Source organism: Azospirillum sp. UENF 211521 (genome assembly GCF_058780535.1).
Genome location: NZ_JBSNCF010000005.1, coordinates 350487 through 372972, shown reverse-complemented (window position 1 = coordinate 372972; position 22486 = coordinate 350487). Strand labels below are relative to the sequence as shown.

Sequence of the window (22486 nt, the reverse complement as noted above, 5' to 3'; positions counted from 1 at the left end):
ACTCGTCACGGGGCGTTTCTTGTTTTGCGTCCCGTCGTCTTGGTTTTAGGAACTGCGGCCTCACGCGTTCCCCGGTCAGGCGTTCAGCGATTTTTCCAGCCGGTCGAGCGTCCGCATGGCCGGCAGGCACTGCGCCACGCTGGCGTTGGGTTCGCGCCCCTCGCGGATGGCGGCGAAGAACTCGCGGTCGATCAGCTCGATGCCGTTGGTCGACACGGTGAGGCCGCTGAGGTCGATCTTGTTGTCCTTGCCGTCGTACAGATCGTCGTAGCGGGCGATGTAGGTCCCATGATCGCAGATGTAGCGGAAGAAGGTCCCCAGCGGCCCGTCGTTGTTGAAGGACAGCGACAGGGTGCAGATCGCCCCGGACGGCACCTTCATGCCGATGCTCATGTCCATGGCGATGCCGAGCTGCGGGTGAGTCGGCCCCTGCAGGGCGTGCATCTGGCTGGCGACCTCGCCGGTCTGGTACTGGAACAGGTCCACCGTGTGGCAGGCGTGGTGCCACAGCAGATGGTCGGTCCAGGTCCGCGGCTTGCCCAGCGCGTTCATGTTGGAGCGGCGGAAGAAGTAGGTCTGCACGTCCATCTGCTGGATCGTCAGCTCGCCGGCCTGGACCCGGTTGCGGATCCACTGGTGGCTGGGGTTGAAGCGCCGCGTGTGCCCGGCCATGGCGACCAGCCCGCTGGCCCGCTGCGCCGCGACCAGCCGCTCCGCGTCGGCCAGACTGTCGGCCATGGGGATTTCCACCAGCACATGCTTGCCGGCCTCCAGGCACTGGATCGCCTGGGTGGCGTGCACCGGCGTCGGGGTGGCGAGGATCACCGCCTCCACGTCGGTCCGCTCCAGGCTCTCGGCCAGATCCTTGGTCCAATGCGGAATGCCGCGCGCCTTGGCGAAGCCCTCGATGTCGTCCGGTTCGCCGCCGACCACCGACACCACCTCGACGCCGTCGATGGCGGCGACCGCCTCCAGATGCTTCACGCCGAAGGCGCCCGCGGCCCCCGCCACACAAATCCTCATCGCGTCCTCTCCCGAAATCCCTTGCTCGGGCTGGCAAGCCTCCCGCAACAGCGGGTCCGGCTCCTCGCCCCTTAATCCCTCATGATCGAATGGGTATCATTCCGCCGGCCGCCGAGGAAATTCGTTCGGCGAAGAGCCCATTTGTTTTTTGAATAGCAGAGAGGTGAAGCGGGCTTCCAGCGCCCTCGCTTAGGTCACCCCGACCCGGCCGCTCCATTGCGCCGCAGCGCGGCAGAAAGCACAGCCCCGTATGTCCTACTCCCATGATTCGACATGAGATTACGCAAGACCGGACATCTTCGTGCACGCCCTGGGTTGCTTCCCGCGCCGGAGATCCCGCCACACGACCCGCAGGGAGATTGCTCCTATAGCAAAACCAAATGGTAAGGACGGGAGTTCGAAATAGGATTTGCCGGCGGGCCGGCGGATGATGGGCCATCGGAATCGGACTGCCCACACCAAGGCTGCCCACAATCAGACTGCCCACATTGGGGAGCGGACATTCATGGCACAGAACAAAAGAGCGCTGGTGCTCAGCGCCCACTCGGCGGATTTCGTGTGGCGCGCCGGCGGCGCCATCGCGCTGCATCAGAAGAAGGGCTACGAGGTCACCATCGTCTGCCTGTCCTACGGCGAGCGCGGCGAGTCCGCCAAGCTGTGGAAGCAGGATGGCTGCACGCTGGACCATGTGAAGACGGAGCGCCGCAAGGAGGCCGAGGCCGCCGCCAAGGCGCTGAACGCCCACGACATCCAGTTCTTCGACCTGGGCGACTACCCGCTGGAGATCGACCGCGAGGCCAAGTTCCGTCTGGTCGAGGTGATCCGCAAGGTGCAGCCGGCCTTCCTGATGAGCCACTCGCACTACGATCCCTACAACACCGACCATTCCTACGCGACCAAGGTCCTGATGGAATGCCGGATGATCGCCCAGGCCTGGGGGCACAATCCAGGCCAGAAGGTGCTTGGCGCCCCGCAGCTCTACCTGTTCGAGCCGCACCAGACCGAGCAGATGGGCTGGAAGCCGGACGTCTTCCTCGACATCACCGAGGTGTGGGACAACAAGCGCGCCGCCATCGAATGCATGGCCGGGCAGGAGCATCTCTGGGACTATTACACCAACCTGGCGCAGAACCGCGGCAACCACTTCCGCCGCAACTCCGGCGGGCAGGCCGGCGGGCGCAACGCCCGCTACGCCGAGGGCTTCCAATCGGTCTATCCCCGCACCGTGGATGAGCTGTGATGAACGTCGTCGTCCAAACCATCGAGCGGGCCGACCCGGCGGTGATCGCCGGTCTCGCCGACTGCGGCGTCGCCACTGTGCACGAGGCGCAGGGCCGCAAGGGCCTGCTGGCCTCCGCCCTGCGCCCGATCTATCCGGGCGCCCAACTCGCCGCCTCGGCGGTGACCGTGCTGGCCCCGCCGGCCGACAACTGGATGCTCCACGTCGCTATCGAGCAGGTGAAGCCCGGCGACATCCTGGTGCTCGCCACCACCTCGCCGTCGGACGCCGGCTATTTCGGCGACCTCCTGGCGACCTCGGCCCAGGCGCGCGGCTGCGCGGGTCTGGTCATCGACGCCGGGGTGCGCGACGTCCGGACACTGACCGACATGGGCTTCCCGGTCTGGTCCCGCGCGGTCTGCGCCCAGGGCACGGTGAAGGAGACGCTGGGCTCGGTCAACGTGCCGGTGGTCTGCGCGGGCGCGCTGGTGAATCCCGGCGACGTGATCGTCGCGGACGACGACGGCGTCTGCGTGGTCCGCCGCGAGGAGGCCGCCGACGTGCTGGCGAAGGCGCAGGACCGGCTGGCCAAGGAGGAGGAGAAGCGGGCGCGGCTCGCCGCCGGCGAACTCGGCCTCGACATCTACGGCATGCGCGGCCCGCTCACCGCGAAGGGGCTGCGCTATGTCTGACGGCGTGCGCTGCCTGTGGATGCGCGGCGGGACCTCCAAGGGCGGGTATTTCCTGGCCGACGACCTGCCGCCCGGCACGGCGGCGCGCGACGCCTTCCTGCTGCGGGTGATGGGCTCGCCCGACCCGCGCCAGATCGACGGGATGGGCGGTGCCGACCCGCTGACCTCCAAGGTGGCGGTGGTGCGCCGGTCGGAGCGGCCGGGCGTCGACGTGGACTACCTGTTCCTCCAGGTGTTCGTGGACAAGGCCATCGTCACCGACGCGCAGAACTGCGGCAACATCCTGGCCGGCGTCGGCCCCTTCGCCATCGAGCGCGGCCTCGTCCCCGCCCGCGACGGCGTGACGCCGGTGACCATCCACATGGAGAACACCGGGCAGGTGGCGGTGGCCTCCGTGCCGACGCCGGGCGGGGCGGTCACCTACCGGGGCGAGGCGCGCATCGACGGCGTGCCCGGTACGGCGGCGGCGATTCCCATCGAATTCCGCGACACCGCCGGCTCCTCCTGCGGGGCGCTGCTGCCGACGGGGAACGTGGTGGACGTCATCGACGGCGTTCCGGTCACCTGCATCGACAACGGCATGCCGGTGGTGGTGCTGCGCGCCGCCGACCTCGGCGTGCGCGGCGACGAGACGCGGGAGGAATTGGACGCCGACGCGGCGCTGAAGGCGCGACTGGAATCGATCCGGCTGCAGGCCGGGCCGCGGATGAATCTGGGCGACGTGACGGACAAGTCGGTGCCGAAGATGACCCTGGTCAGCGCGCCGGCCAACGGCGGGGCGGTGTCCACCCGGACCTTCATCCCGCACCGCTGCCACGCCTCCATCGGCGTGCTCGGCGCGGTCAGCGTCGCCACCGCCTGCGCGCTGGAGGGCTCTCCCGCCGCGTCGCTCGCCGTGGTCCCCGACGGCGCCACCCGGACACTGAGCGTCGAGCACCCGACCGGCGAGATGACCGTGGTCCTCGACCTCGACGGGTCCGGAACGGTGACCCGCGCCGCCCTGCTGCGCACCGCCCGCAAGCTGTTCGACGGCACCGTCTACGCCGACTGATCTCTTTCCCAGAAGGGAGCCTTCCATGGACGCCGACTACCGTCCCTTCCACCCGAATCCGAGCAAGCCGGCCTACACGCCGCCGCCCGGCGCGGTGGACGCCCACTGCCACGTCTTCGGCCCGGCCGACCGCTTCCCCTACGCGCCGGAGCGCAAATACACCCCCTGCGACGCGCCGAAGGAAAAACTGTTCGCCCTGCGCGACGAGCTGGGCTTCGCGCGCAACGTCATCGTCCAGGCGACCTGCCACGGCAAGGACAACCGGGCGCTGGTCGACGCGCTGAGGGCCTCCAACGGTCTGGCGCGCGGAGTCGCCTCGGTCGGCCCGTCGATCACCGAGGGTGAACTGGCCGAGCTGCACGAGGCCGGGGTGCGCGGCGTGCGCTTCAACTTCGTCAAGCGTCTGGTGGACACCACGCCCAAGGAGGTCTTCCTCGGCATCGCCGACAAGATCGCCAAGTTCGGCTGGCACATCGTGGTCTATTTCGAGGCGCCGGACCTGGACGACCTCACGCCCTTCCTGCGCGAGCTGCCGACCACCATCGTCGTGGATCATATGGGCCGCCCGGACATCGCCAAGGGCGTGGACCACCCGCAGTTCCAGAAATTCGTCGCCCTGATGGCCGAGAACCCCAAGGTCTGGAGCAAGGTCAGCTGCCCCGAGCGGCTGAGCGTCCAGGGTCCGCCGTCCTACGACGACGTGGTGCCCTTCGCCCGCCTGCTGGTCGACCGCTTCACCGACCGCGTGCTGTGGGGCACCGACTGGCCGCACCCGAACATGACCTCGCACATGCCCGACGACGGGCATCTGGTCGACGTCATCCCCCGCATCGCCACCGACGAGGCCAAGCGGACGGCGCTTCTCGTCGACAACCCGATGCGGCTTTACTGGTCCGAATAAGCCCAAAAACGAGCGACAGAAACGAAAAGGAGGAAACACCCGTGACCGCACCCCACGAGCCGATCCCCGGCACCACCATCTTCGACGGCCGGATGGCCATGAAGGGCTATCCGCTCAACAAGATGTGCTACTCGTTCAACGAGGCGGCGGCCCGGCAGGAGTTCCTGGCCGACGAGGACGCCTACTGCGCCAAGTTCGGCCTGACCGACGAGCAGAAGACGGCCATCCGGGAGCGCAACGCGCTGGCCCTGCTCGCGGCCGGCGGCAACATCTACTACCTCGCCAAGTTCATCGGCATGCTCGGCCTGAACGTCCAGGACATCGGCGCGCAGCAGACCGGCATGACGGTCGAGGAATTCAAGGCGAAGCTCAAGGCGGCGGGGAACTGAGACCATGGCCAAGATCGTCGGTGGCGTCACCACCTCCCACATTCCCGCGATCGGCAACGCCATCGCCAACGAACTCTTCGAGGACCCCTATTGGAAGCCGTTCTTCGACGGCTATCCCAAGGCCCGCGAGTGGCTGGCCGAGGTCAAGCCGGACGTAGCCATCGTGGTCTACAACGACCACGGGCTGAACTTCTTCCTCGACAAGATGCCGACCTTCTCCATCGGCGCGGCCCCGGAGTACCAGAACAAGGACGAGGGCTGGGGCCTGAAGCCGTTGCCGCCCTACCCCGGCGACCCGGAGCTGTCCTGGCACATCATCGAATCGCTGGTGAACGACGAATTCGACATCTGCTCCTGCCAGGAGATGGCGGTGGACCACGGCTTCACCGTGCCGATGGCCCTGCTGTGGCCCGACCAGACCCAGCGGCCCGTCCGCACCATCCCGGTGGCGGTGAACACGGTGCAGCACCCGCTGCCGACCCCGGCGCGCTGCCTGAAGTTGGGCGAGGCCATCGGCCGCGCGGTGGCGTCCTACCCCAAGGATCTGAAGGTGGTCGTGCTGGGCACCGGTGGCCTGTCGCACCAGCTCGACGGCGAGCGGGCGGGTTTCATCAACAAGGACTTCGACCTGATGTGCCTTGAAAAGATCGTCGACGAGCCGGAGGCGCTGGCGAAATACTCCATCCACGATCTGGTTCGGCTGGCCGGCGCCCAGGGGGCGGAGCTGATCCTCTGGCTGATCATGCGCGGCGCGCTGGGCCGGAAGGTCTCGAAGGTCCACAGCAACTACCACATCCCGATCTCCAACACCGGGGCCGGCCTGCTGGTCCTGGAAAGCGCGGCCTGATCGGGCATCCCGTTGGTTCCCGTCCGCCGCCGCGTTCCCCGGCGGACGGGGATCATGCAGAACAGGCCGGTGCAGCGCGCGCTGCACCGGCCTGTTTCTTTGCGTCACGATCCAACGATCACCGCGTCAGGGAAGCCAGCGGGAAGGTCTCGTCGGCGGCTTGGTCCGGCGTCAGCGCGGCCTTGCGGTCCAGCAGCTTGCGGCCGACCATGTGGTCCGCCGGGCGGTTGACGGAGTCGATGGCGACCAGGGCGCCCTCCCGGAAATAGAAGGCCGAGAAGCGGCGGTCCTCCGGCGCGCCGCGCAGCACCATCCGGTCATGGTCGGCCGACAGGCCGACGATCTGCAGCTTCACGTCATATTGATCGGACCAGAACCAGGGCGCCGCCGTGAAGGGACGCTCCCGCCCCAGCAGCGCGGCGGCGGCCGACTTGCCCTGCTCGACGGCGTTCTGCACCGACTCCAGCCGCAGCAGGGTCCCCATGCCGGTGCGCCGGGCCGTGCAGTCGCCGACCGCAACGATGGACGGATCGTCGGTGCGGGCGCAATCGTCCACCAGGACGCCGCCGTCGCACGCCAGCCCGCAGCCCTCGGCCAACGCCGTGTCGGGGACGATTCCGACACCGACCACCACCAGATCCGCCGGGTGCGAGCGCCCGTCGGCGGTGCGCACGGCGGTGACGCGGCCCCCCTGCCCGTCCAGCCCGATCACCTTGGCCCCCAGCTCGACCATCACGCCCTGCCCGCGGTGCAGGTCGGCGTAGAAGCCGGCCAGGAACGGCGTCGCCGAGCGGGCGAGCAGCCGGTCGGCCGCCTCCAGGATGGTCACCTCCAGGCCGCGCTTGCGCGCCGCCGCCGCGACCTCCAGCCCGATGTAGCCGCCGCCGATCACCACCACCCGCGCCGCCCGGTCGAGCGCCGCGCGAATCCGCCGCGCGTCGTCCAGCGACCGCAGGCCCAGAACGCCGTCCAACCCGTCACCGGTGATCGGCAGACGGCGCACCCGCGCACCCGTGGCGAGCGCCAGCCCGCGATAGTCCAGGCGGCGCCCGTCCTCCAGGCGTACGTGGCGGGCGGAGCGGTCGATGGCGGCGACGCGGGTGCCGGTCAGCAGGGCGATGCGCTGCCGTTCGAAGACTTCGGCGCCGCGGATGGCGAGTTGCGCCTCCTCCATCGTGCCGGCGAGAATCGCCTTGGACAGCGGCGGCCGGTGATAGGGGGCCGACGCCTCCTCCCCGATCAGCGTGACGGGACCGTCATAGCCCTCGGCGCGCAGGGATTCGGCGACCTGCAAACCGCCCTGCCCCGCCCCGACGATGACCATTCCCGCGTCCGTGGGCTCCGCTTGCGCCGGGCCGCCCATCAGCTCTGGGTCTCCGGCAGGCGCACGACGATGCCGTCCAGCGCGTCGCTCACCCGGATCTGGCAGGACAGGCGGCTGTTGCTGCGCCGCTCCGACGCCGTGCAGCCGAGCATTTCCTCCTCCGTCTCGCTGGGCGGCGGCAGGGAGTCGACGAGCGCCTCGTCCACGTAGCAGTGGCAGGTCGCGCAGGCGCAGGAACCGCCGCATTCGCCCTCGATGCCGGCGACGCCGCTTTGCACCGCGCCCTGCATCAGGGTCCAGCCCGTCGGAATGTCCACGACCTGCTCCAGGCCGTCGTGCTCGATGAAGGTGACCTTCGCCATGACCGAAACTTCCTTTTAAAAAAGCGTGTTCCGGGACGACGGCGCGGCCGAAGTCTCCCCCGGCCGCGCCGTCGTCCCAGATGTTCAGCCGACCGCCAGTTCGAGGCGGGTCGGGCTGCGGAAGGTGGTGGAGGGCATCCAGGGCAGTTGGTCCTGCACCCGGACGAACTCCGGCACGCGCTTCAGGAACTCCTCGCAGGCGACGCGGGCGGCCAGACGGGCGAAGGCCGTGCCGAGGCAGGCGTGGACGCCGCCGCCGAAGCCGAGATGCCCCTTCGGCTTGCGGTCGATGTCGTAGAGGTGGGCGTTGGCGAAGCGCCGCTCGTCGCGGTTCCCCGACCCGAAGGCGAGGCAGACGAAATCGCCGGCGCGCATCGTCTGGCCGTGCAGCTCGACGTCCTTCTGCAGGCAGCGGCGGAAGCGCTGGGCCGAGGTGTTGAAGCGCAGCGATTCCTCGATGGCGTCGGGGATCAGCGCCGGGTTGGCGGCGAGCCGGCGGCGCGCGTCGGCATGGTCGGCAAGGTTCAGGGCGAACATCGCGAGGAAGCCCGACAGGGATTCGATGCCGGCCATGATCAGCGTGGTGATGGTCATCTGCACCTCGCGGTCGGCCAGCTTCTCCCCGGCGACCTCGGCCTGGATCAGGGCGGTGATGAGGTCGTCGCCGGGCTCGCGCTTGCGCAGTTCGACCAGCTCCTTGGCGTATTCGCTCATCCACTGGAAGGCGGCGAGATGCTCCGGCCCCTTCTGCCGGGTGCGGGGATCGGACTGCACCATCAGCACGGCCTTGTCGCGCACCATCCGCTCGTTGTCGCGCGGCAGGTTGAACAGGCCGAACAGCACGTCCACCGTGACCTTGCTGGAGACGTCGCTGACGAAGTCGAAGGTCTTCTCCCCCTGCACGGCGTCCAGCGCCCGGTTGGCCGAGGCGCGCACCGGCTCGGTCAGCCCCTCCACCGCCTTCTTGGTGAAGGCGAACTGGACGATGCTGCGCAGGCGGTCGTGGCGGGGCGGATCGGTGGTGCCCAGCGTGTTGCCGGCGCGGTTGGGCATCTCGTCCATCAGGTTGCCCTTGGCCGAAGAATAGGTTTCCCAGTCGTTCAGCGCGGTGACGATATCGTCGTAGCGCGACAGCACCCACATGTTGGCTTCCTCGCTCCAGAAGCAGGGATGCTCGTCGCGCAAGGTCTTGTAGAAAGGAAACGGGTCGGCATCGACGGCTGGGGAGTAGGGATCGAAACGGAACATCGGGCGCAGTCCTCCGACACCCGCCGCGGCGGGCGGCCAATTGGCGGTTTTTGGTTTGGATTGACGCGAACCGTTCAGGTCGCGAACAATTGCATCCTAAACGGGTTTCCCCTTTCCGCGGAATGGACGAAGCCGAAGGAAAATTGTACTTTTCCGACAAACGAAGGCACGAGGGAGGACGGCATGGAGCAGCCTGCGGACGGGACGGCGCACACACGGTCCGGCGCGGTGCCGTTGTTCGCGCTCTACGGCGAGGAGGCCCGGCTCACCGACGCCGAATTCATCCACATCGAGGACATCGAAAGCCGCAGCCGCCTCTACGACTGGGGCATCGGCTCCCACACCCACCGCGGGCTGTTCCAGCTGGTGGCGGTGCTCGACGGCGGGGCGCGCGTGCAGATCGACGACCGGGTGGCGGAGGTCGCGGCGCCCTGCGTGATCGTCGTTCCGCCGGCGGTGGTGCATTCCTTCCAGTTCCAGCCGGGCAGCCACGGCTATGTGCTGACGGTGGCCGAGGTGATGCTGTTCGACGGGGCCAGCGCGCAGAGCCGGCCGCTGTTCGAGGCGCTGTTCCTGCGCCCCTGCCTGATCGATTTCACCGACGCCCCGGCGGCGGCGGGGCGCGTCGCCGCGCTGCTCGATCAACTGATGACGGAGTTCCGCTGGCCGCAGCTCGGCCGGTCGGCGATGTGCGAGTGGCTGCTGCGCGGCGTCCTGCTGCTGCTGGAGCGCCAGCGCGCGGCGGCGGCCGGCGCCGACCCGGCGGAGCGCGTGCGCACCGCGCTGTTCGCCCGCTTCCGCGCGCTGGTCGAGGACCATTTCACCGAACATTGGACGATCCCGCGCTACGCGGACGCGCTGGGGATCACGGAATCGCGGCTGAACCGCCTGTGCCGGCATCTCGCCGGCCGCTCCGCCTTCGAGGTGGTGCAGGACCGCCTGCTGCTCGAAGCGAAGCGCCGTCTGGTCTACATCGCCGCACCGGTGGCGATGATCGCCTACGAGCTGGGCTTCCAGGACCCCGGCTATTTCAACCGCGTCTTCAAGAGGCTGACCGGGAAGACGCCGGCCGCCTTCCGGCGCGCGGCGCGGGCCGGGTAACGGGGGCTGCTTCTCAGCGCTCGACCGGATCGAGCCGCGCCAGGATGGCGTCGGCGAGCGCCCGGTAATCGCCCTCCCCGATGGCGCGGGCGTCCAGTTTGAGGTCGCCGACGCGCTGCTGCCAGTCGACGGCGGCGCGGGCCATGCCGCCGGCCAAACCCAGTTCATCGACGGTGCGCGCGACCTCGCGCATCTCGGCGGCGCGGCGGACGCCGTGTGTCATGACGCGCTCCTGCATGTAGGCGGCGCGCTCCTTGAAGCCGAAACCGGGATAGGTGACGTCCAGGGACTCCAGCACCACCTTGTCCACCCCGGCCTTGCGCCCGGCCAGAACGCATTCGAGGAACAGCGCCTCCAGCCCCTTCATCATGACGCTGCGGATCATCTTGATCGAGGAGGCGGTGCCGACCGGTCCCGCCGCCTCTTTGGCGTTCATCTCCAGGGCCGACAGGGCGGCCAGGGCCTCGGCGGCGTGCGGGCCGGCGACCAGAAGCGGCGTCTTGTGGAGCTTCGGATGGGCCGGCGCCATCACCGCCAGATCGACGTAGCGCCCGCCCGCCGCCTCGACCGCCTGCGCCGCCTCCCGTTTGGTGCCGGGCGCGCAGGAGTTGCCGTCGAAGAACAGCGCGCCGGGCGCGAGATGGGCGGCGGCGTCGCGGGCGGCGGCCTGCGCCTGATCGGCGGTGACCAGCGAGAAGACCAGCGCGGCCCCGGCCAAGGCGTCCTCTGCCCGCTCGGCGCCGGTCACACCCGCCGCCACATAGTCCGCCCATTTGCGGGCGCGCACCACCGCGTCGGCGGACCCGGTCTTGACGTCGAAGGCGGCGACCGTGTCGGCCAGCCCGGCGCCCCGCCAGCCGGAGCAGAAGGCCGACGCCGCCTCCCCGAACCCGATGAAGGCCACCTTGGCCGTCCGCCGATCCTGCACCGTCATCGCCGCCTCCGTCCGTGCGCCGGGAGTCAACCTCCCCTCGACTGGGCAGGACTAACACGCCGACACACCCCCGGCGCCATTCAATGACGGACCATCCTATCCAATTTTTGAATAGCGTCTCGACGGTGTTTTGAATGGCCGGTCACGGGCGGGGAACCGGCGAGACGGCCTGCGTCCCGGCCGCGCGCAGCAGGTCGAGGAAATGCGCCTGCGTCGCGGTCGGGCGCCACCCCCGGCGCACGGTGAGGCCGATGGTGCGCTCGGTGTTGGCCAGCTCCACCGGGAGGATGACCAGCAGGCCCAGCTCGTGCTCATGTCGGATCTGGTGCGCCGAGATCAGCGTCAACCGGTCGCTGCCCAGCAGCAGGCCGCGCACCAGGATCTGGGAGCTGGTCTCGACCAGCCCGCGCGGCGGGGCGTCGGCGAACAGCGCCTCGAACCGGTCGCGGGTCGGCGTGCCACGGCGCGGAACCACCCATTGGCACCCCGCCAGCTCCTCCAGCGTCAGCCTGGGTCGGCGGGACAGCGGATGGAAGGCGCGCGCCACCACGACCAGCGGGTCCTCGAACAAGGGCTCCTGCACGACGTCGTCGATGGGCAGCGGGTCGCGCAGCGCGCCGATCAGCACGTCGATCTCGCCGTGGCGCAGCCCGTGCAACAGGTCGTCGTACGGGCCGTCGAGCACGTCGAACTGGACGTCCGGACGCTCGCGCACCAGCGCGTTGACGGCGGTCGGCAGGATGAAGGGGCGCGACAGCGGCATGCTGCCGACGACGATGCGGGCGGTGTCGCCGCCCAGCCCCTCGCCGACCTCCGCGAAGCCCTGCTCCAGCTCCGTGATCGCCAGTTTCACGTGCTGGACCAGCGCCTTGGCGGCGGGGGTCAGCGCGATGCCGGCGGCGGTCCGCGCGAACAGCGCCATGCCCGCCAGCCGCTCCAGATCGCGGGCGGCGCGGTGCAAGGTGGGTTGCGAGATGCCGACGGTGCGCGCCGCGAGGCTGAAATTGCCGGCGTCGGCGACCGCGGCCAGCGCCCGGATCTGCGCCGCGGTCAGCAACTGGTCGAAATCCGCCACACCGCGCAGGCCGCCCTTGCGCCCGCCGATGCGGACGGCCTCGCGCGTGCCGGTGCGCAGGCGGTCCAGCGCGCGCTCTACCCGGTCGAGGAACAGCACGCCCATGGCGGACACCGCCATGCCGTCCGGCCGCCGCTCGAACAGGGGGGTGCCGACCTCCTCCTCCAGCTTGGCGATGGCCTGGGTGATGGCGGGCTGGGACAGATGCACATGCTCCGCCGCCTGACTGATGCTGCCGCGCCGCGCCACCTCGCGGAAGGCCCGCAAATGCCGGATGTTGGGAATGCCGTTCATCGGACCGTCCTGCTCCACAGCACCGCTGCCGAAGCGGCCATAGCAAAACTCAATGGCTCCAGCTTATCGTCGGGGCACCGCTCCGTAAAGAGGCCGGGGCGTGGAGAGTGTTGGTTACACCGCCGCCGCGCGCTTGACCGCCTCGATCATCCCCTGAAAGCCCTGGGGCGAGCGGTACGGCCCCTGGGGATCGGCCGCCTGGGCGAAACAGGCGCGGAGCCGGTCCCAGTCCGGCGTCGGGCACATCTCCTCGAACCAGGGGCCATGGCTCCGCCATGGGGCGAGCGCCGCCGCGACGTCGGCCGGCAGAACACGCCCGCCGTCGCGTTCCTGCTCCAGGAAGGCCAGGGCCGACCGGCAGCCGCCGGCCATGTTCTCGGCGAAGACCCCGAGGCTGTCCGGGTGCAGGCGGGGGCGTCCGTCCGGGTCGATGTAGAGGATGGGAAAGACCGGCGCGAGCCGCGGAAACAGCGTGTTCGCCCACAGGGTGCCGCCCCAGTAGACCTGGGCGATCCGGGCGAAATGGGTCACCTCGACGACGGCTTCGAGCCCGCTCGCCTCCAGCGGCAAAATCTCGACCTTGGGCTTGGTGACGGTCACGGTGTCGTTGGCCGCGTCGACATACAGCGCGCCGATCTGCATGGCGTTCTGGAAGTAGCTGCCGCGCAGCGCCCCCCAGATCGGCGACAGATGGCCGCCCTCGCGGACGAAGGCCGCCAGGGCCTGCGTGACCGGCGTGTCCGGCGCGGCGATCCGGCGGCGCAACCGCTCGAAGACGGCGTCGCTGATCTCGCGGCAGAACCCCTTGGGGTAAGGATTGCGGCGCTTCGGGAAGGTCAGCCGGCCCTCGTCCCGATCCTGGTCGACGCCGTGGCGCAGCTCCAGCATCAGCGATTCCAGGGCCGCAAGATGGGGGCCGAGCCAACGCTCCGTCAGGGCGCGCATCCCCTCGTCGGGCGGAACCAGCCGGCGGTGGGCCTGCCAGAGCCGCAACTGGCGGTCCAACGGGGTCTCGGTGCCAATCGGCGGACGGACGGAAGCGGTGTGGCTCACGGGTGGGCGGTCTCCGGGAAAGCGGCAACCGTCCATTCGGTCCGCAGGGCCAACTCGGGCGGACCGGAGCGCGGCATCCCTGATCTGGTCCGCGCCCGGTCCTATCCCGGTCAAGGTAACGCCGTTGCCGGGCCGCAGGTCAAGCAACCATCGTGCTCGACCGCCCCCCGCCGTCAGGTGGGTTCCGGCAGGTTTCGCACCATCCTGCCGGCGGTACGGCGGGGCCGTAGAGGATCGCCTCCGTGCCAGAGGTGACCGATGCGCTGCCCGCACTGCCACTCGCCCAAGACCAACGAGCGGTACCGACCGACGTGGCCTTCTCCGGTGCGTTCCACCTCGGAAATCAGGTGCCGCAACGCCGCGCCGTCCTCGCCCGTCACCTCCACCATGACCCGCCGCTTCATCGTGCCCCCGGCTCGCCGCAACACGAGCCCGCCGTATCATTCTCCCCCAGGTTTGCGACGGTCTCCGGCTTACAGGTGGACGACCCCCGGGGTGCGGGGGCCGCGCAACCGTCCGATCAGGCAAACCAGCGCGCGACATCCCCGGTCTGGCCCTGGATGGTGACGCTGCTGCCGGGCCGCAGGTCAAGCACCGTGCTGCCGCCGACGACCCGCGCCGAGGCGATCACACCAGCAAGATTGATCGAGGCGTCGGTCAGGGCCAACCGGTCGGTGCCCGCGGTGAAGTCCATCACCACCGATCCGCCGCCCCCGGTGCCGAGCGCGAAGAGATCGCTTCCGGCTCCGCCCCACACGGTGTCGGCCCCGTCGATGAGGAAGATCACGTCGTTGCCCTCCCCGCCGTCGATGAGATCCGCACCGGCCCCGCCGAAGAGAGTGTCGTTGCCGGCCCCGCCGAACAGCGTGTCGTTGCCCTCCCCGCCGTCCGCGATGTCGTTGCCGGCATCCAGCGACAGCAGGTCCGCACCGGCCCCGCCGAAGAGGGTATCGTCGCCATCGCCGCCGAACAGGGTGTCGCTGCCGTCGCCGCCGTCCGCAATGTCGTTGCCGGCCTCCAGCGACAGGATGTCGTCCCCCTCCTGACCGAAGGCGACGTCGTTGCCGGCCCCGCCGAAGACGGTGTCGTTGCCGTCCTCGCCGAACAGCAGGTCGTTGCCGGCTCCGCCGGACAGGATGTCACGGCCATCACCGCCGATCACCCAGTCGTCGCCGTCCTCGCCGAACAGCAGGTCGTCGCCGGTGCCGCCGAACACATAGTCGTCGCCGGTGCCGCCGCCGACCGTGTCGTTGCCGGCACCGCCGATCACCGTGTCGTTGTCCTCGCCGCCATGCACCAGGTCGTCGCCGTCGTCGCCGGACAGCAGGTCGTTGCCGGTGGTGGAGGCGATGGTGTCGTTGCCGCCGCCGCCCGACAGCGTGTCGTCACCGGGGCCCATCCGCATGAACTGGGCGCTGGAGTCGCCGTAGGCCGCGTTGTTGCCCGCGCCGCCGCCGATCCGCGCCTCGCCCAGGATCACCGCGACGCTGACGTTGTCCAGGTTGACCTCGGTGCGTCCCGCGGCCTGCCGGGTGTCCAGCACGACCGCCGCGACGCCGTCGCCCTGGTCCGCCGTGCCGCGGATGGTCACCGGACCGGTGGTCGCGCCGCCGGAGCTGGCGGTCACCACGATCTGGCGCACCGTGACCGGCGTCGCAGAGCCGAGAGCGCTGGTGGCCGCCGGCATCCGCGAGGCGAGCTGCTGCAGCGCGGCCTTTTCGGTCTCGTCGGCGCCGGCGGCGAGCGTCAGCAGGCTGCTGCTGAGCGTCTGGCCGGCCACCGCGCTGCTCTGCTGCGCCGCCGGGCCGCTGGCGACCAGCCGGGTGCCCGCCGACACGCTGGCCGTCAGCATGGGTTCGCCGTCGTCCTCGGTCTGGTCGGTCAGCACCACCTCGGCGAACCCGCCGGCCTGTTCCGACACCGCCTCGACGTCCACCCGCTCGTTGCCGTCGCCGTCCACACCGCTTTCGTTGGTGACGTTGGTGCCGGATCCGGTCTCCACCGTGCGGAAGCGCTGGATCACGTCGAGCGGAACGGAACGGTGCCCATCGGCGTCCACCGCCACCAGGATCAGGTCGGTCAGCGCGTTGTTCGGCAGCGGCACGTCGATCGTGAAGGCCGTCTCCGCCGCCCCGAGTTGGACCGAGGTCAGCAGCGTGTCCTCCGGATCGAGAACGCCGTCGTTGTCCAGATCGCGCCACACCTCCACCTTCGAGCCGGCGTCGGCGGTGCCGGTGACCCGCGCCGTGGGGTCGCCGGTGGTGCTGTCGTCGCGGGTCGCCGTGGCAAGCGCGATGGACGGCGGATCGTCGTCGGCGTTGCTCAGCGCCACGTCCGCCGGATCGAGCCCGGCGTAGCGGCCGTCGGTGCTGATGATCGCGCCGAGCACCAGGTCGTAGGCCTGCGCGCCATCGTTCACGCTGTCGTCCAGGCCGGTGACCGTGACCGTCTGCGGGGTGTCCCAATTGGCCGTGGTGAAGGTCAGGCTGCCGACCGAAACCTGCGCCTCGCCGGGTTTCGAGACGGACAGCGGAATGGTCACGTCGCCGCGCGGCCGGGCCGCCAGGACGATGGCGACGGTGACGCCGCCGCCGGCCTCGCTGGTCACCGGCCCGGACGGGGTGGCGATGACGCCCGCAGCGCCCAGCGTGTCGATGGAGAAGGCGGGCGAGGACGCCGTGGCCGCGGGCGCGTTGCCCGCCGCGTCGGTCCAGCCGGTGCCGAGCGTGACGGTGCGGCCCGTCGCCTCCACGTCCAGGTCCGGAGTCAGCGTGGCGGTGTAGACCAGCCCGTTGGAGCCCGCCTGGAGCGTCAGGTTGGACAGGGTGGCGTCGCTCACCGACAGGTCGTCGAGCGCGAAGCCGACCGGAGCCTCCGTGAAGGTGATGGTGAGGGTCGTGGGCGCGCTCTCGTCCAGGCTGGTGCCGCTCAGCGTCAGGGTGGCGGACGGGGCGACGGTGTCCACCGTGACGGTGAAGGGCGACGAGGCCGTGGACACGTTGCCCGCGGCGTCGGTGGCTGTGGCGGTGAAGCTGTGCGTGCCCGTCGGCAGAACCGTGCCGGTGTAGTCGAAGGTCCAGGCGCCGGACCCGTTGGTGTTCGCCGTGCCGATGGAGTTCCCTCCCAGCTTGACGGTCACCAGGGCGTTGGCCTCCGCCGTGCCGCTCAGCACCAGAGTGGTGTCGTTGGTCAGGTGGTCGCTGGACGAGCTTCCGCTGTCGCTGGAGAAGCCGGTGATGGCCGGCACGGCGGGGGGCGCGTTGTCCACCGTGGCGTTGGTCGTGTCCGCCCGCGTGGTGACGTTGCCCGCATTGTCGGTCACGGTGACCGAGACGTTGCGGTTGGCCGCCTCCAGCGAACCGGTGGTGATGGTGTGGGTGGCCGTCCACACGCCGTTGCTGTTGGTCGCCGTGACCGCGGAGCCGCCGCCGAACTGGCTGAAGTCCACCGTTACGCCGGCCAGTGTGTCGGTGTTGTTGTCGCCGCTCAGCGTGTTGTTCCACGTCATCGTGACGGTGTCGCCGGCCTTGTAGGCGCCGCCCGGGCCCGAACCCCCGGAGATGGAGATCGCCGCGTCCGTCACCGTGGGGGCGACGTTGTCCACACTGGCGTTCGTGCCGTCCGCCCGCGTGGTCGTGTTGCCGGCGTCATCGGTAACGGAAACCGAAACATTGCGGCCCGTGGCATCGATGGAGCCCGCGGTGATCGTGTAGGTTGCCGTCCAGACGCCGTTGCTGCTGGTCGCGGCAACCGCGGAGCCGCCGCCGAACTGGCTGAAGTCCACCGTCACGCCGGCCAGCGTGTCGGTGTTGTTGTCGCCGGCGAGCGTGTTGTCCCAGGTTGCGGTGACTGTGTCGCCGGTCTTGAAAGAACCGCCGGTTCCGGTCCCGCCGGAGATCGAGATGTTCGCATCGGTGACGGTGGGGGCGACGTTGTCCAGCGTGGCGTTGGTCGTGTCGGCCCGCGTGGTCGTGTTGCCGGCATCGTCGGTGACGGTCACGGAGACGTTGCGGTCCGTCGCGTCGACGGAACCGCCAGTGATGGTGTATGTGGCGGTCCAGACACCGTTGCTGTTGGTCGCCGCGACCGCGCTGCCGCCGCCGAACTGGCTGAAGTCCACCGTCACGCCCGCCAGCGTGTCGGTGTTGTTGTCGCCGGCGAGCGTGTTGTTCCACGTCATCGTGACGGTATCGCCGGCCTTGAAGGCACCGCCGGTTCCGGTCCCACCGGAGATGGAAATGTTCGCATCGGTGACGGTGAGGCCGACGTTGTCCACCGTGGCGTTGGTCGTGTCGGTCCCCGTGGCCGTGTTGCCGGCGTCGTCGATGACGGTCACCGAGACGTTGCGGCTGGCGGCGTCGATGGAGCCGGCCGTGATCGTGTAGCTCGCCGTCCAGACGTCGTCGGTCTGGCTCGCCACGACCGCGCTGCCGCCGCCGAAGGCGGAGAAGTCGAACGTCACGCTGGTCAGGGAATCGGTGTTGTTGTCACCCTCGACAAACCTGTTGTCCCAGGTCGCGGTGACGGTGTCGCCGATCTTGTAGACCCCGCCGGTTCCGGTCGCGCCGGAGATCGCGATGAAGCTGTCCCTCGCCCACGGTTCCCGGTCGTCCACGACGGCGTTGCTGCTGTCGATGCCGGTCTTCGTGTTGCCGGCGTTGTCGGTGGCGGTGACGGACACATTGCGGCCCGTGGCGTCGATGGAACCGCTGACAATCGTGTGGGTGGCGGTCCACACGCCGTTGCTGTTGGTCGCGGCAACCGCGGAGCCGCCGCCGAATTGGCTGAAGTCCACCGTCACGCCCGCCAGCGTGTCGGTGTTGCCGTCGCCGGTGCCGTTCCACACCACGGTGACGGTGTCGCCGATCTTGAACGCCCCGCCGATCCCGGTCGCGCCGGAGATCGAAATGTTCGCGTCGGTGACGGTGGGCGCGATGTTGTCCACCGTGGCGTTGCTGGAGTCCGCCGTCGTCGTCACGTTGCCGGCATCGTCGGTGACGGTCACCGAGACGTTGCGGTTGGTGGCGTCGATGGAGCCGCCGGTGATGGTGTGGGTCGCGGTCCAGACGCCGCCGTTGTTGACGCCGGCCACCGCGCTGCCGCCGCCGAAGGCGGAGAAATCGAACGTCACACCGGACAGCGTGTCGGTGTTGTTGTCGCCGTTGAGGAGCGTGTCGTCCCAGGTCGCGGTGACGGTGTTGCCGATCTTGAAGGCACCGCCGGTTCCCGTCGCGCCGGAGACCGAAATGTGGCCATCGGTCACCGTGGGGGCCTGATTGTCCACCGTGGCGTTGGTCGTGTCGGCCGTCGTCGTCGTGCCGGCCCCCGCCAGCGAGGCGGAGACCGAGACGTTGCGGCTCGCGGCGTCGATGGAGCCGGAGGTGATGGTGTGGGTCGCGGTCCAGACGCCGTTGCTGTTGGTCGCCGCGACCGCCGAACCGCCGCCGAACTGGCTGAAGTCCATCGTCACGCCGGACACGGTGTCGGTGTTGTTGTCGCCGTCGATCGTGTTGTCCCAGGTCGCCGTGACGGTGTCGCCGATCTTGTAGGCGCCACCGGTGCCGCTGCCGCCGGAGATCGCGATGTTGCCGTCCGTCACCGTGGGCGCGGCGACCTCCAGCGTGGCGTTGGTGGTGTCCGCCACCGTCTTCACGTTGCCGGCATTGTCGGTGGCGGTGACCGACACATTGAGATTCGCCGTGCCGCCGGGCGCGGCGGTGATGGTGTAAGTGGCGGTCCAGACGCCGTTGCTGTTGGTCGCCGCAACCGCCGCGCCGCCGCCGAACTGGCTGAAATCCACTGTCACGCCGGCCAGCGTGTCGGTGTTGTTGTCGCCGCTGACGCTGTTGTCCCACGTCGCCGTGACGGTGTCGCCGATCTTGTAGGCCCCGCTGGTGCCGGTCCCGCCGGAGATCGACAGATTCGCGTCGGTCACCGTGGGCGCTCGGTTGTCCACCGTGGCGTTGGCGGTATCGGCGGTGGTGGTCTTGTTGCCGGCGTTGTCGGTGACGGACACGGAAACATTGCGACTGGTGGCGTCGATGGAGCCGGCCGTCATGGTGTAGGTCGCGGTCCACACGCCGTTGCTGTTGGTCGCCGCAACCGCCGAACCACCGCCGAACTGGCTGAAGTCCATCGTCACGCCGGTCAGCGTGTCGGTGTTGTTGTCGCCGGCGAGCGTGTTGTCCCAGGTCGCGGTGACCGTATCGCCGATCTTGTAGGCCCCTCCGGTGCCGGTACCGCCGGAGATGGCGATGTTGGCGTCCGTCACCGTGGGCGCCACGTTGTCCAGCTTGTGGTTGGCGGTGTCGGCCAGCGTCTTGCTGTTGCCGGCGTTGTCGGTGACCGTGATCGAGACGTTGCGGCCGGTGGTGTCGAAGCTGCCGGCGACGATGGTGTAGGTCGCCTGCCAGACGCCGCCGCTGTTCGTCATGGCAACCGCGGAACCGCCGCCGAACTGGCTGAAATCCGCCGTCACGCCGGCGACCGTGTCGGTGTTGTCGCTTCCGTCGCCGCTGCCGCTGTTGTCCCAGATCGCCGTCACCGTGCTGCCGATGCGCAGCGTGCTGTTCGTGCCGACCAGCGACGCCTGGCCAGCCATGTTGCCCAGCGTCAGCGTGGGCGCCACGTTGTCCACCGCGGCGTTGGTGCCGTCGGCTTGCGTGGTGCTGCCCGAGGCTGTGGTCGCGGTGACCGACACATTGCGGTTGGTGGCGTCGATGGAACCGGCCGCGATGGTGTAGGTGGCGGTCCAGACGCCGTTGCTGTTGGTGGCCGCGACCGCCGAACCACCGCCGAACTGGCTGAAGTCCATCGTCACGCCGGTGACGGCGGCGGTGTTGTTGTCGCCCTGCGCCGTGTTGTTCCAAGTCGCGGTGACGGTGTCGCCGATCTTGTACGCGCCACCAGTGCCGGTACCGCCGGAGATGGCGATGTTCCCGTCCGTGACGGTCGGGCCGGTCTGGGCGGCCCCCATCCGGATGTCGGCGAAGGAGCCGGTGTCGGTGACCGAGAAGGTCGTCAGGGTGGGCGCGTTGGTGAAGGTGATGACGACGTCGCTCCCTCCCCCGAAGGTTCCGTTCTTGTCCCAGTCCACCGTCAGCGTCTTGGTGCCGCTGTCGTATTGAAGATGGCTGGAGGAGAGGGCCTTGGCGGCGCCGCCAGTCAGCCGGATGACATCGCCGCTTTCCAGCGTCTTGATGACGTCGCCGTTGGGGTCGAGGAAAATGTCGTCCCCGGCGCCGCCGTCGAGCACGTCGGTGCCAGCCTCGCCATTCAGGGTGTCGTTGCCGGCCCCGCCGTTGAGCGTGTCGTCGCCGTTTCCGCCTTTGAGCGAGTCGGCCTGCGCCGTGCCGGTGAGCACATCGGCCCCGCCGCCGCCATTCATCGTGAGGCCGCCCGAAAGCGTCACGGCGGATGCGTCGATTTTCAGCCCGGTGAGGGTGGTCTGGCTGCTGTATCCGCCGGTGATGGCAACGGTGAGGGTGTTGTTCGAATCCGTCAGGGTGCCGGGAAGAACCAGCGTGTCGCCAAGCGTCGTGCTGTAGAAGCGGATGATGTCGTTGCCGTCCCCGGTGTCGATGACTTCGCCGGCGCCGAGTTCGGACCCGCTGGTGTAGCCGATGACGTCGTTCCCGGCTCCGCCGACGATGGAATCATTTCCAGCCCCGCCGACGATGGTGTCGTTTCCATCGCCGCCCTGGATCGTGTCGTCGCCATCGCCGGCCTGGATCGTGTCGTTGCCGGCATCGCCGTTGAGCACGTCGTTGCCGGCACCGCCCACAAGGCTGTCGTTGCCGTCACCCCCGTTCACGGTGTCGTCGCCGACCTCGCCGTACAGCTTGTCGTCGCCCGCACCGCCGTCCAGGCTGTCGTTCCCATTGCCACCCATCAGGCTGTCGTTGCCGTCACCGCCGACGATGGTGTCGTTGCCGTTGCCGCCGTTGATGGTGTCGGCGCCGTCGCCGCCGAGGAGGCTGTCGTTGCCGTCGTTGCCATTGATCACGTCGTTGCCGGCAGTGCCGGTCAGCGTGTCGTTGTTGGCGCCGCCGGTGAGGGTATCCAGCGCATAGGCGTAGCTTTGAAACGCCAGGGAAGAGGTTTCCAGACTTCCGATTCCGGCTTCCAGGGTCCAGTTCGCCCCGATGGCGAAGCTGCCCGTCCGGTCGGTGGAAGCGGCGACGTCGGCTCCGGTCGCTTCGGCCAAGGCGGCGATGAAGGACGCGCCGTTTCCGCCCGCCACATCGCAGCCGTAGAGCAGCAGGTCGCCCCCGTCCGCCAGCGCGTCGCCCAGGACGGCCAGTTCGGCGGAGCGGTCCGCCACGGCAGCGATGTCAAGAACGAGCGTTCCCAGCCGGAGTTGCCCCTCGGCGCCATGGCTCAACACATGGATGGCGTCGTAGCCCTCCTTGCCCGCCGCCCAAGCCGCCATCTGCGCCAGCCCGTCCGCCGCGCCGTCCAGGAGCACGACGTCGATCCCGGCCGCCACGCCCGCCGCGAGAGTCTGCCAGTCGGCAAGGCCGGTATCGATGAACACAACCTCCTTGCGCCCGCCGTCGGCGCCGGGATCGGCCGGACGCGGAATCGATCCGGCGACGGCGGCGGCGATGAGGTTGGTCGTGTCCATATCTGCGCCCTTGCTTGTTTCCATCGCTTAGGGCAACCGGCCTATCGCATTCACTCTAAGATTGTTTCGCAATAGAAAGATTGCCTATCAAATCCTATCTATCATAATGCATATTGCGTGTTCAATCGACGGAGCGTTATGTCAAAAGTTGCAGTTTGTTGTCACAATGCAGCAAAATTCCACATACCCCTGTAGGCGGCTTGGAACAGGACACAGCTCCAGCCCTCGCCTGGGCTCACCGTGTCGCTCGGCCTGCTTCTGCTGGTCGGCAGCGGGTCGCAATTCCCAACTTTTGCCACGCCATGAACGGCGCCTGCCCGCCACCCCCCACCGGCCGAAAGGAGAGA

General features: G+C 69.2%; 15 protein-coding genes. 7 read left to right on the top strand and 8 right to left on the bottom strand.

What is annotated here, in order from left to right:
* Positions 1-75 precede the first annotated feature (75 nt).
* Complete coding sequence (locus tag ACWPN5_RS30855; protein WP_492299371.1) at positions 76-1023, bottom strand: Gfo/Idh/MocA family oxidoreductase; 948 nt, start codon at positions 1021-1023, stop codon at positions 76-78.
* 505 nt (positions 1024-1528) lie between these two features.
* On the opposite strand from ACWPN5_RS30855, the gene ACWPN5_RS30850 reads away from it, so the two are divergent.
* From ACWPN5_RS30850 to ACWPN5_RS30825, 6 genes are read left to right on the top strand one after another with little or no spacing between them, the layout of a single operon-like run.
* A complete protein-coding gene (locus tag ACWPN5_RS30850; RefSeq protein ID WP_492299369.1) occupies positions 1529-2263 on the top strand; it encodes a PIG-L deacetylase family protein in 735 nt (244 codons plus the stop codon).
* Complete coding sequence (locus ACWPN5_RS30845) at positions 2263-2934, top strand: 4-carboxy-4-hydroxy-2-oxoadipate aldolase/oxaloacetate decarboxylase (protein WP_492299367.1); 672 nt, start codon at positions 2263-2265, stop codon at positions 2932-2934. Before ACWPN5_RS30850 ends, ACWPN5_RS30845 begins: the two co-directional genes overlap by 1 nt.
* Positions 2927-3985, top strand: coding sequence for a 4-oxalomesaconate tautomerase (locus ACWPN5_RS30840; RefSeq protein ID WP_200477076.1), 1059 nt, complete (start codon positions 2927-2929; stop codon positions 3983-3985). The genes ACWPN5_RS30845 and ACWPN5_RS30840 overlap by 8 nt, the downstream gene beginning before the upstream one ends.
* Before the next feature lie 25 nt (positions 3986-4010).
* Positions 4011-4886: an amidohydrolase family protein gene (locus ACWPN5_RS30835; protein ID WP_145683863.1), complete on the top strand. Its 876-nt coding sequence runs from the start codon at positions 4011-4013 to the stop codon at positions 4884-4886.
* 41 nt (positions 4887-4927) lie between these two features.
* Positions 4928-5275: a protocatechuate 4,5-dioxygenase subunit alpha gene (locus tag ACWPN5_RS30830; RefSeq protein ID WP_114857163.1), complete on the top strand. Its 348-nt coding sequence runs from the start codon at positions 4928-4930 to the stop codon at positions 5273-5275.
* A 4-nt stretch (positions 5276-5279) separates the two neighbouring features.
* A complete protein-coding gene (locus ACWPN5_RS30825; RefSeq protein WP_014198968.1) occupies positions 5280-6122 on the top strand; it encodes a class III extradiol dioxygenase family protein in 843 nt (280 codons plus the stop codon).
* A 118-nt stretch (positions 6123-6240) separates the two neighbouring features.
* Here ACWPN5_RS30825 and ACWPN5_RS30820 read toward each other — a convergent pair whose 3' ends face one another.
* The 3 genes from ACWPN5_RS30820 to ACWPN5_RS30810 form a co-directional block, all read right to left on the bottom strand.
* Entirely contained in the window at positions 6241-7446 is a 1206-nt protein-coding gene (locus ACWPN5_RS30820; protein ID WP_492299365.1) for an NAD(P)/FAD-dependent oxidoreductase, read from the bottom strand.
* A 38-nt stretch (positions 7447-7484) separates the two neighbouring features.
* Complete coding sequence (locus ACWPN5_RS30815; RefSeq protein ID WP_145683869.1) at positions 7485-7808, bottom strand: 2Fe-2S iron-sulfur cluster-binding protein; 324 nt, start codon at positions 7806-7808, stop codon at positions 7485-7487.
* A gap of 84 nt (positions 7809-7892) precedes the next feature.
* Positions 7893-9056, bottom strand: a complete 1164-nt coding sequence (locus tag ACWPN5_RS30810) for a cytochrome P450 (protein ID WP_492299363.1) — start codon at positions 9054-9056, stop codon at positions 7893-7895.
* A gap of 183 nt (positions 9057-9239) precedes the next feature.
* Between ACWPN5_RS30810 and ACWPN5_RS30805 the strand changes: the two genes are divergently transcribed.
* Positions 9240-10157, top strand: a complete 918-nt coding sequence (locus ACWPN5_RS30805; protein WP_492299361.1) for a helix-turn-helix domain-containing protein — start codon at positions 9240-9242, stop codon at positions 10155-10157.
* 13 nt (positions 10158-10170) lie between these two features.
* Here ACWPN5_RS30805 and ACWPN5_RS30800 read toward each other — a convergent pair whose 3' ends face one another.
* From ACWPN5_RS30800 to ACWPN5_RS30785, 4 genes are all read right to left on the bottom strand, one after another.
* Positions 10171-11091, bottom strand: coding sequence for an NAD(P)-dependent oxidoreductase (locus ACWPN5_RS30800; protein WP_492299359.1), 921 nt, complete (start codon positions 11089-11091; stop codon positions 10171-10173).
* A gap of 142 nt (positions 11092-11233) precedes the next feature.
* On the bottom strand, positions 11234-12460 hold the full coding sequence (locus ACWPN5_RS30795; protein WP_200477071.1) for a LysR family transcriptional regulator: 1227 nt from the start codon (positions 12458-12460) through the stop codon (positions 11234-11236).
* Positions 12461-12574: 114 nt separating this feature from the next.
* On the bottom strand, positions 12575-13513 hold the full coding sequence (locus tag ACWPN5_RS30790; protein ID WP_492299357.1) for a hypothetical protein: 939 nt from the start codon (positions 13511-13513) through the stop codon (positions 12575-12577).
* A gap of 520 nt (positions 13514-14033) precedes the next feature.
* Positions 14034-22139 carry a DUF4347 domain-containing protein gene (locus ACWPN5_RS30785; RefSeq protein WP_492299355.1) on the bottom strand — a complete coding sequence of 2702 codons (8106 nt, stop codon included), beginning with the start codon at positions 22137-22139 and terminating at the stop codon, positions 14034-14036.
* Positions 22140-22486: the final 347 nt, after the last annotated feature.

Excerpts from the sequence above, each read along its gene's own strand:
- ACWPN5_RS30850 (WP_492299369.1), top strand. The coding sequence starts at position 1,529 with ATGGCACAGAACAAAAGAGCGCTGGTGCTCAGCGCCCACTCGGCGGAT.
- ACWPN5_RS30825 (WP_014198968.1), top strand. The coding sequence starts at position 5,280 with ATGGCCAAGATCGTCGGTGGCGTCACCACCTCCCACATTCCCGCGATC.
- ACWPN5_RS30820 (WP_492299365.1), bottom strand. The coding sequence starts at position 7,446 with ATGGTCATCGTCGGGGCGGGGCAGGGCGGTTTGCAGGTCGCCGAATCC.
- ACWPN5_RS30810 (WP_492299363.1), bottom strand. The coding sequence starts at position 9,056 with ATGTTCCGTTTCGATCCCTACTCCCCAGCCGTCGATGCCGACCCGTTT.
- ACWPN5_RS30835 (WP_145683863.1), top strand. The coding sequence starts at position 4,011 with ATGGACGCCGACTACCGTCCCTTCCACCCGAATCCGAGCAAGCCGGCC.
- ACWPN5_RS30855 (WP_492299371.1), bottom strand. The coding sequence starts at position 1,023 with ATGAGGATTTGTGTGGCGGGGGCCGCGGGCGCCTTCGGCGTGAAGCAT.
- ACWPN5_RS30845 (WP_492299367.1), top strand. The coding sequence starts at position 2,263 with ATGAACGTCGTCGTCCAAACCATCGAGCGGGCCGACCCGGCGGTGATC.
- ACWPN5_RS30815 (WP_145683869.1), bottom strand. The coding sequence starts at position 7,808 with ATGGCGAAGGTCACCTTCATCGAGCACGACGGCCTGGAGCAGGTCGTG.
- ACWPN5_RS30785 (WP_492299355.1), bottom strand. The coding sequence starts at position 22,139 with ATGGACACGACCAACCTCATCGCCGCCGCCGTCGCCGGATCGATTCCG.
- ACWPN5_RS30805 (WP_492299361.1), top strand. The coding sequence starts at position 9,240 with ATGGAGCAGCCTGCGGACGGGACGGCGCACACACGGTCCGGCGCGGTG.
- ACWPN5_RS30800 (WP_492299359.1), bottom strand. The coding sequence starts at position 11,091 with ATGACGGTGCAGGATCGGCGGACGGCCAAGGTGGCCTTCATCGGGTTC.
- ACWPN5_RS30840 (WP_200477076.1), top strand. The coding sequence starts at position 2,927 with ATGTCTGACGGCGTGCGCTGCCTGTGGATGCGCGGCGGGACCTCCAAG.
- ACWPN5_RS30795 (WP_200477071.1), bottom strand. The coding sequence starts at position 12,460 with ATGAACGGCATTCCCAACATCCGGCATTTGCGGGCCTTCCGCGAGGTG.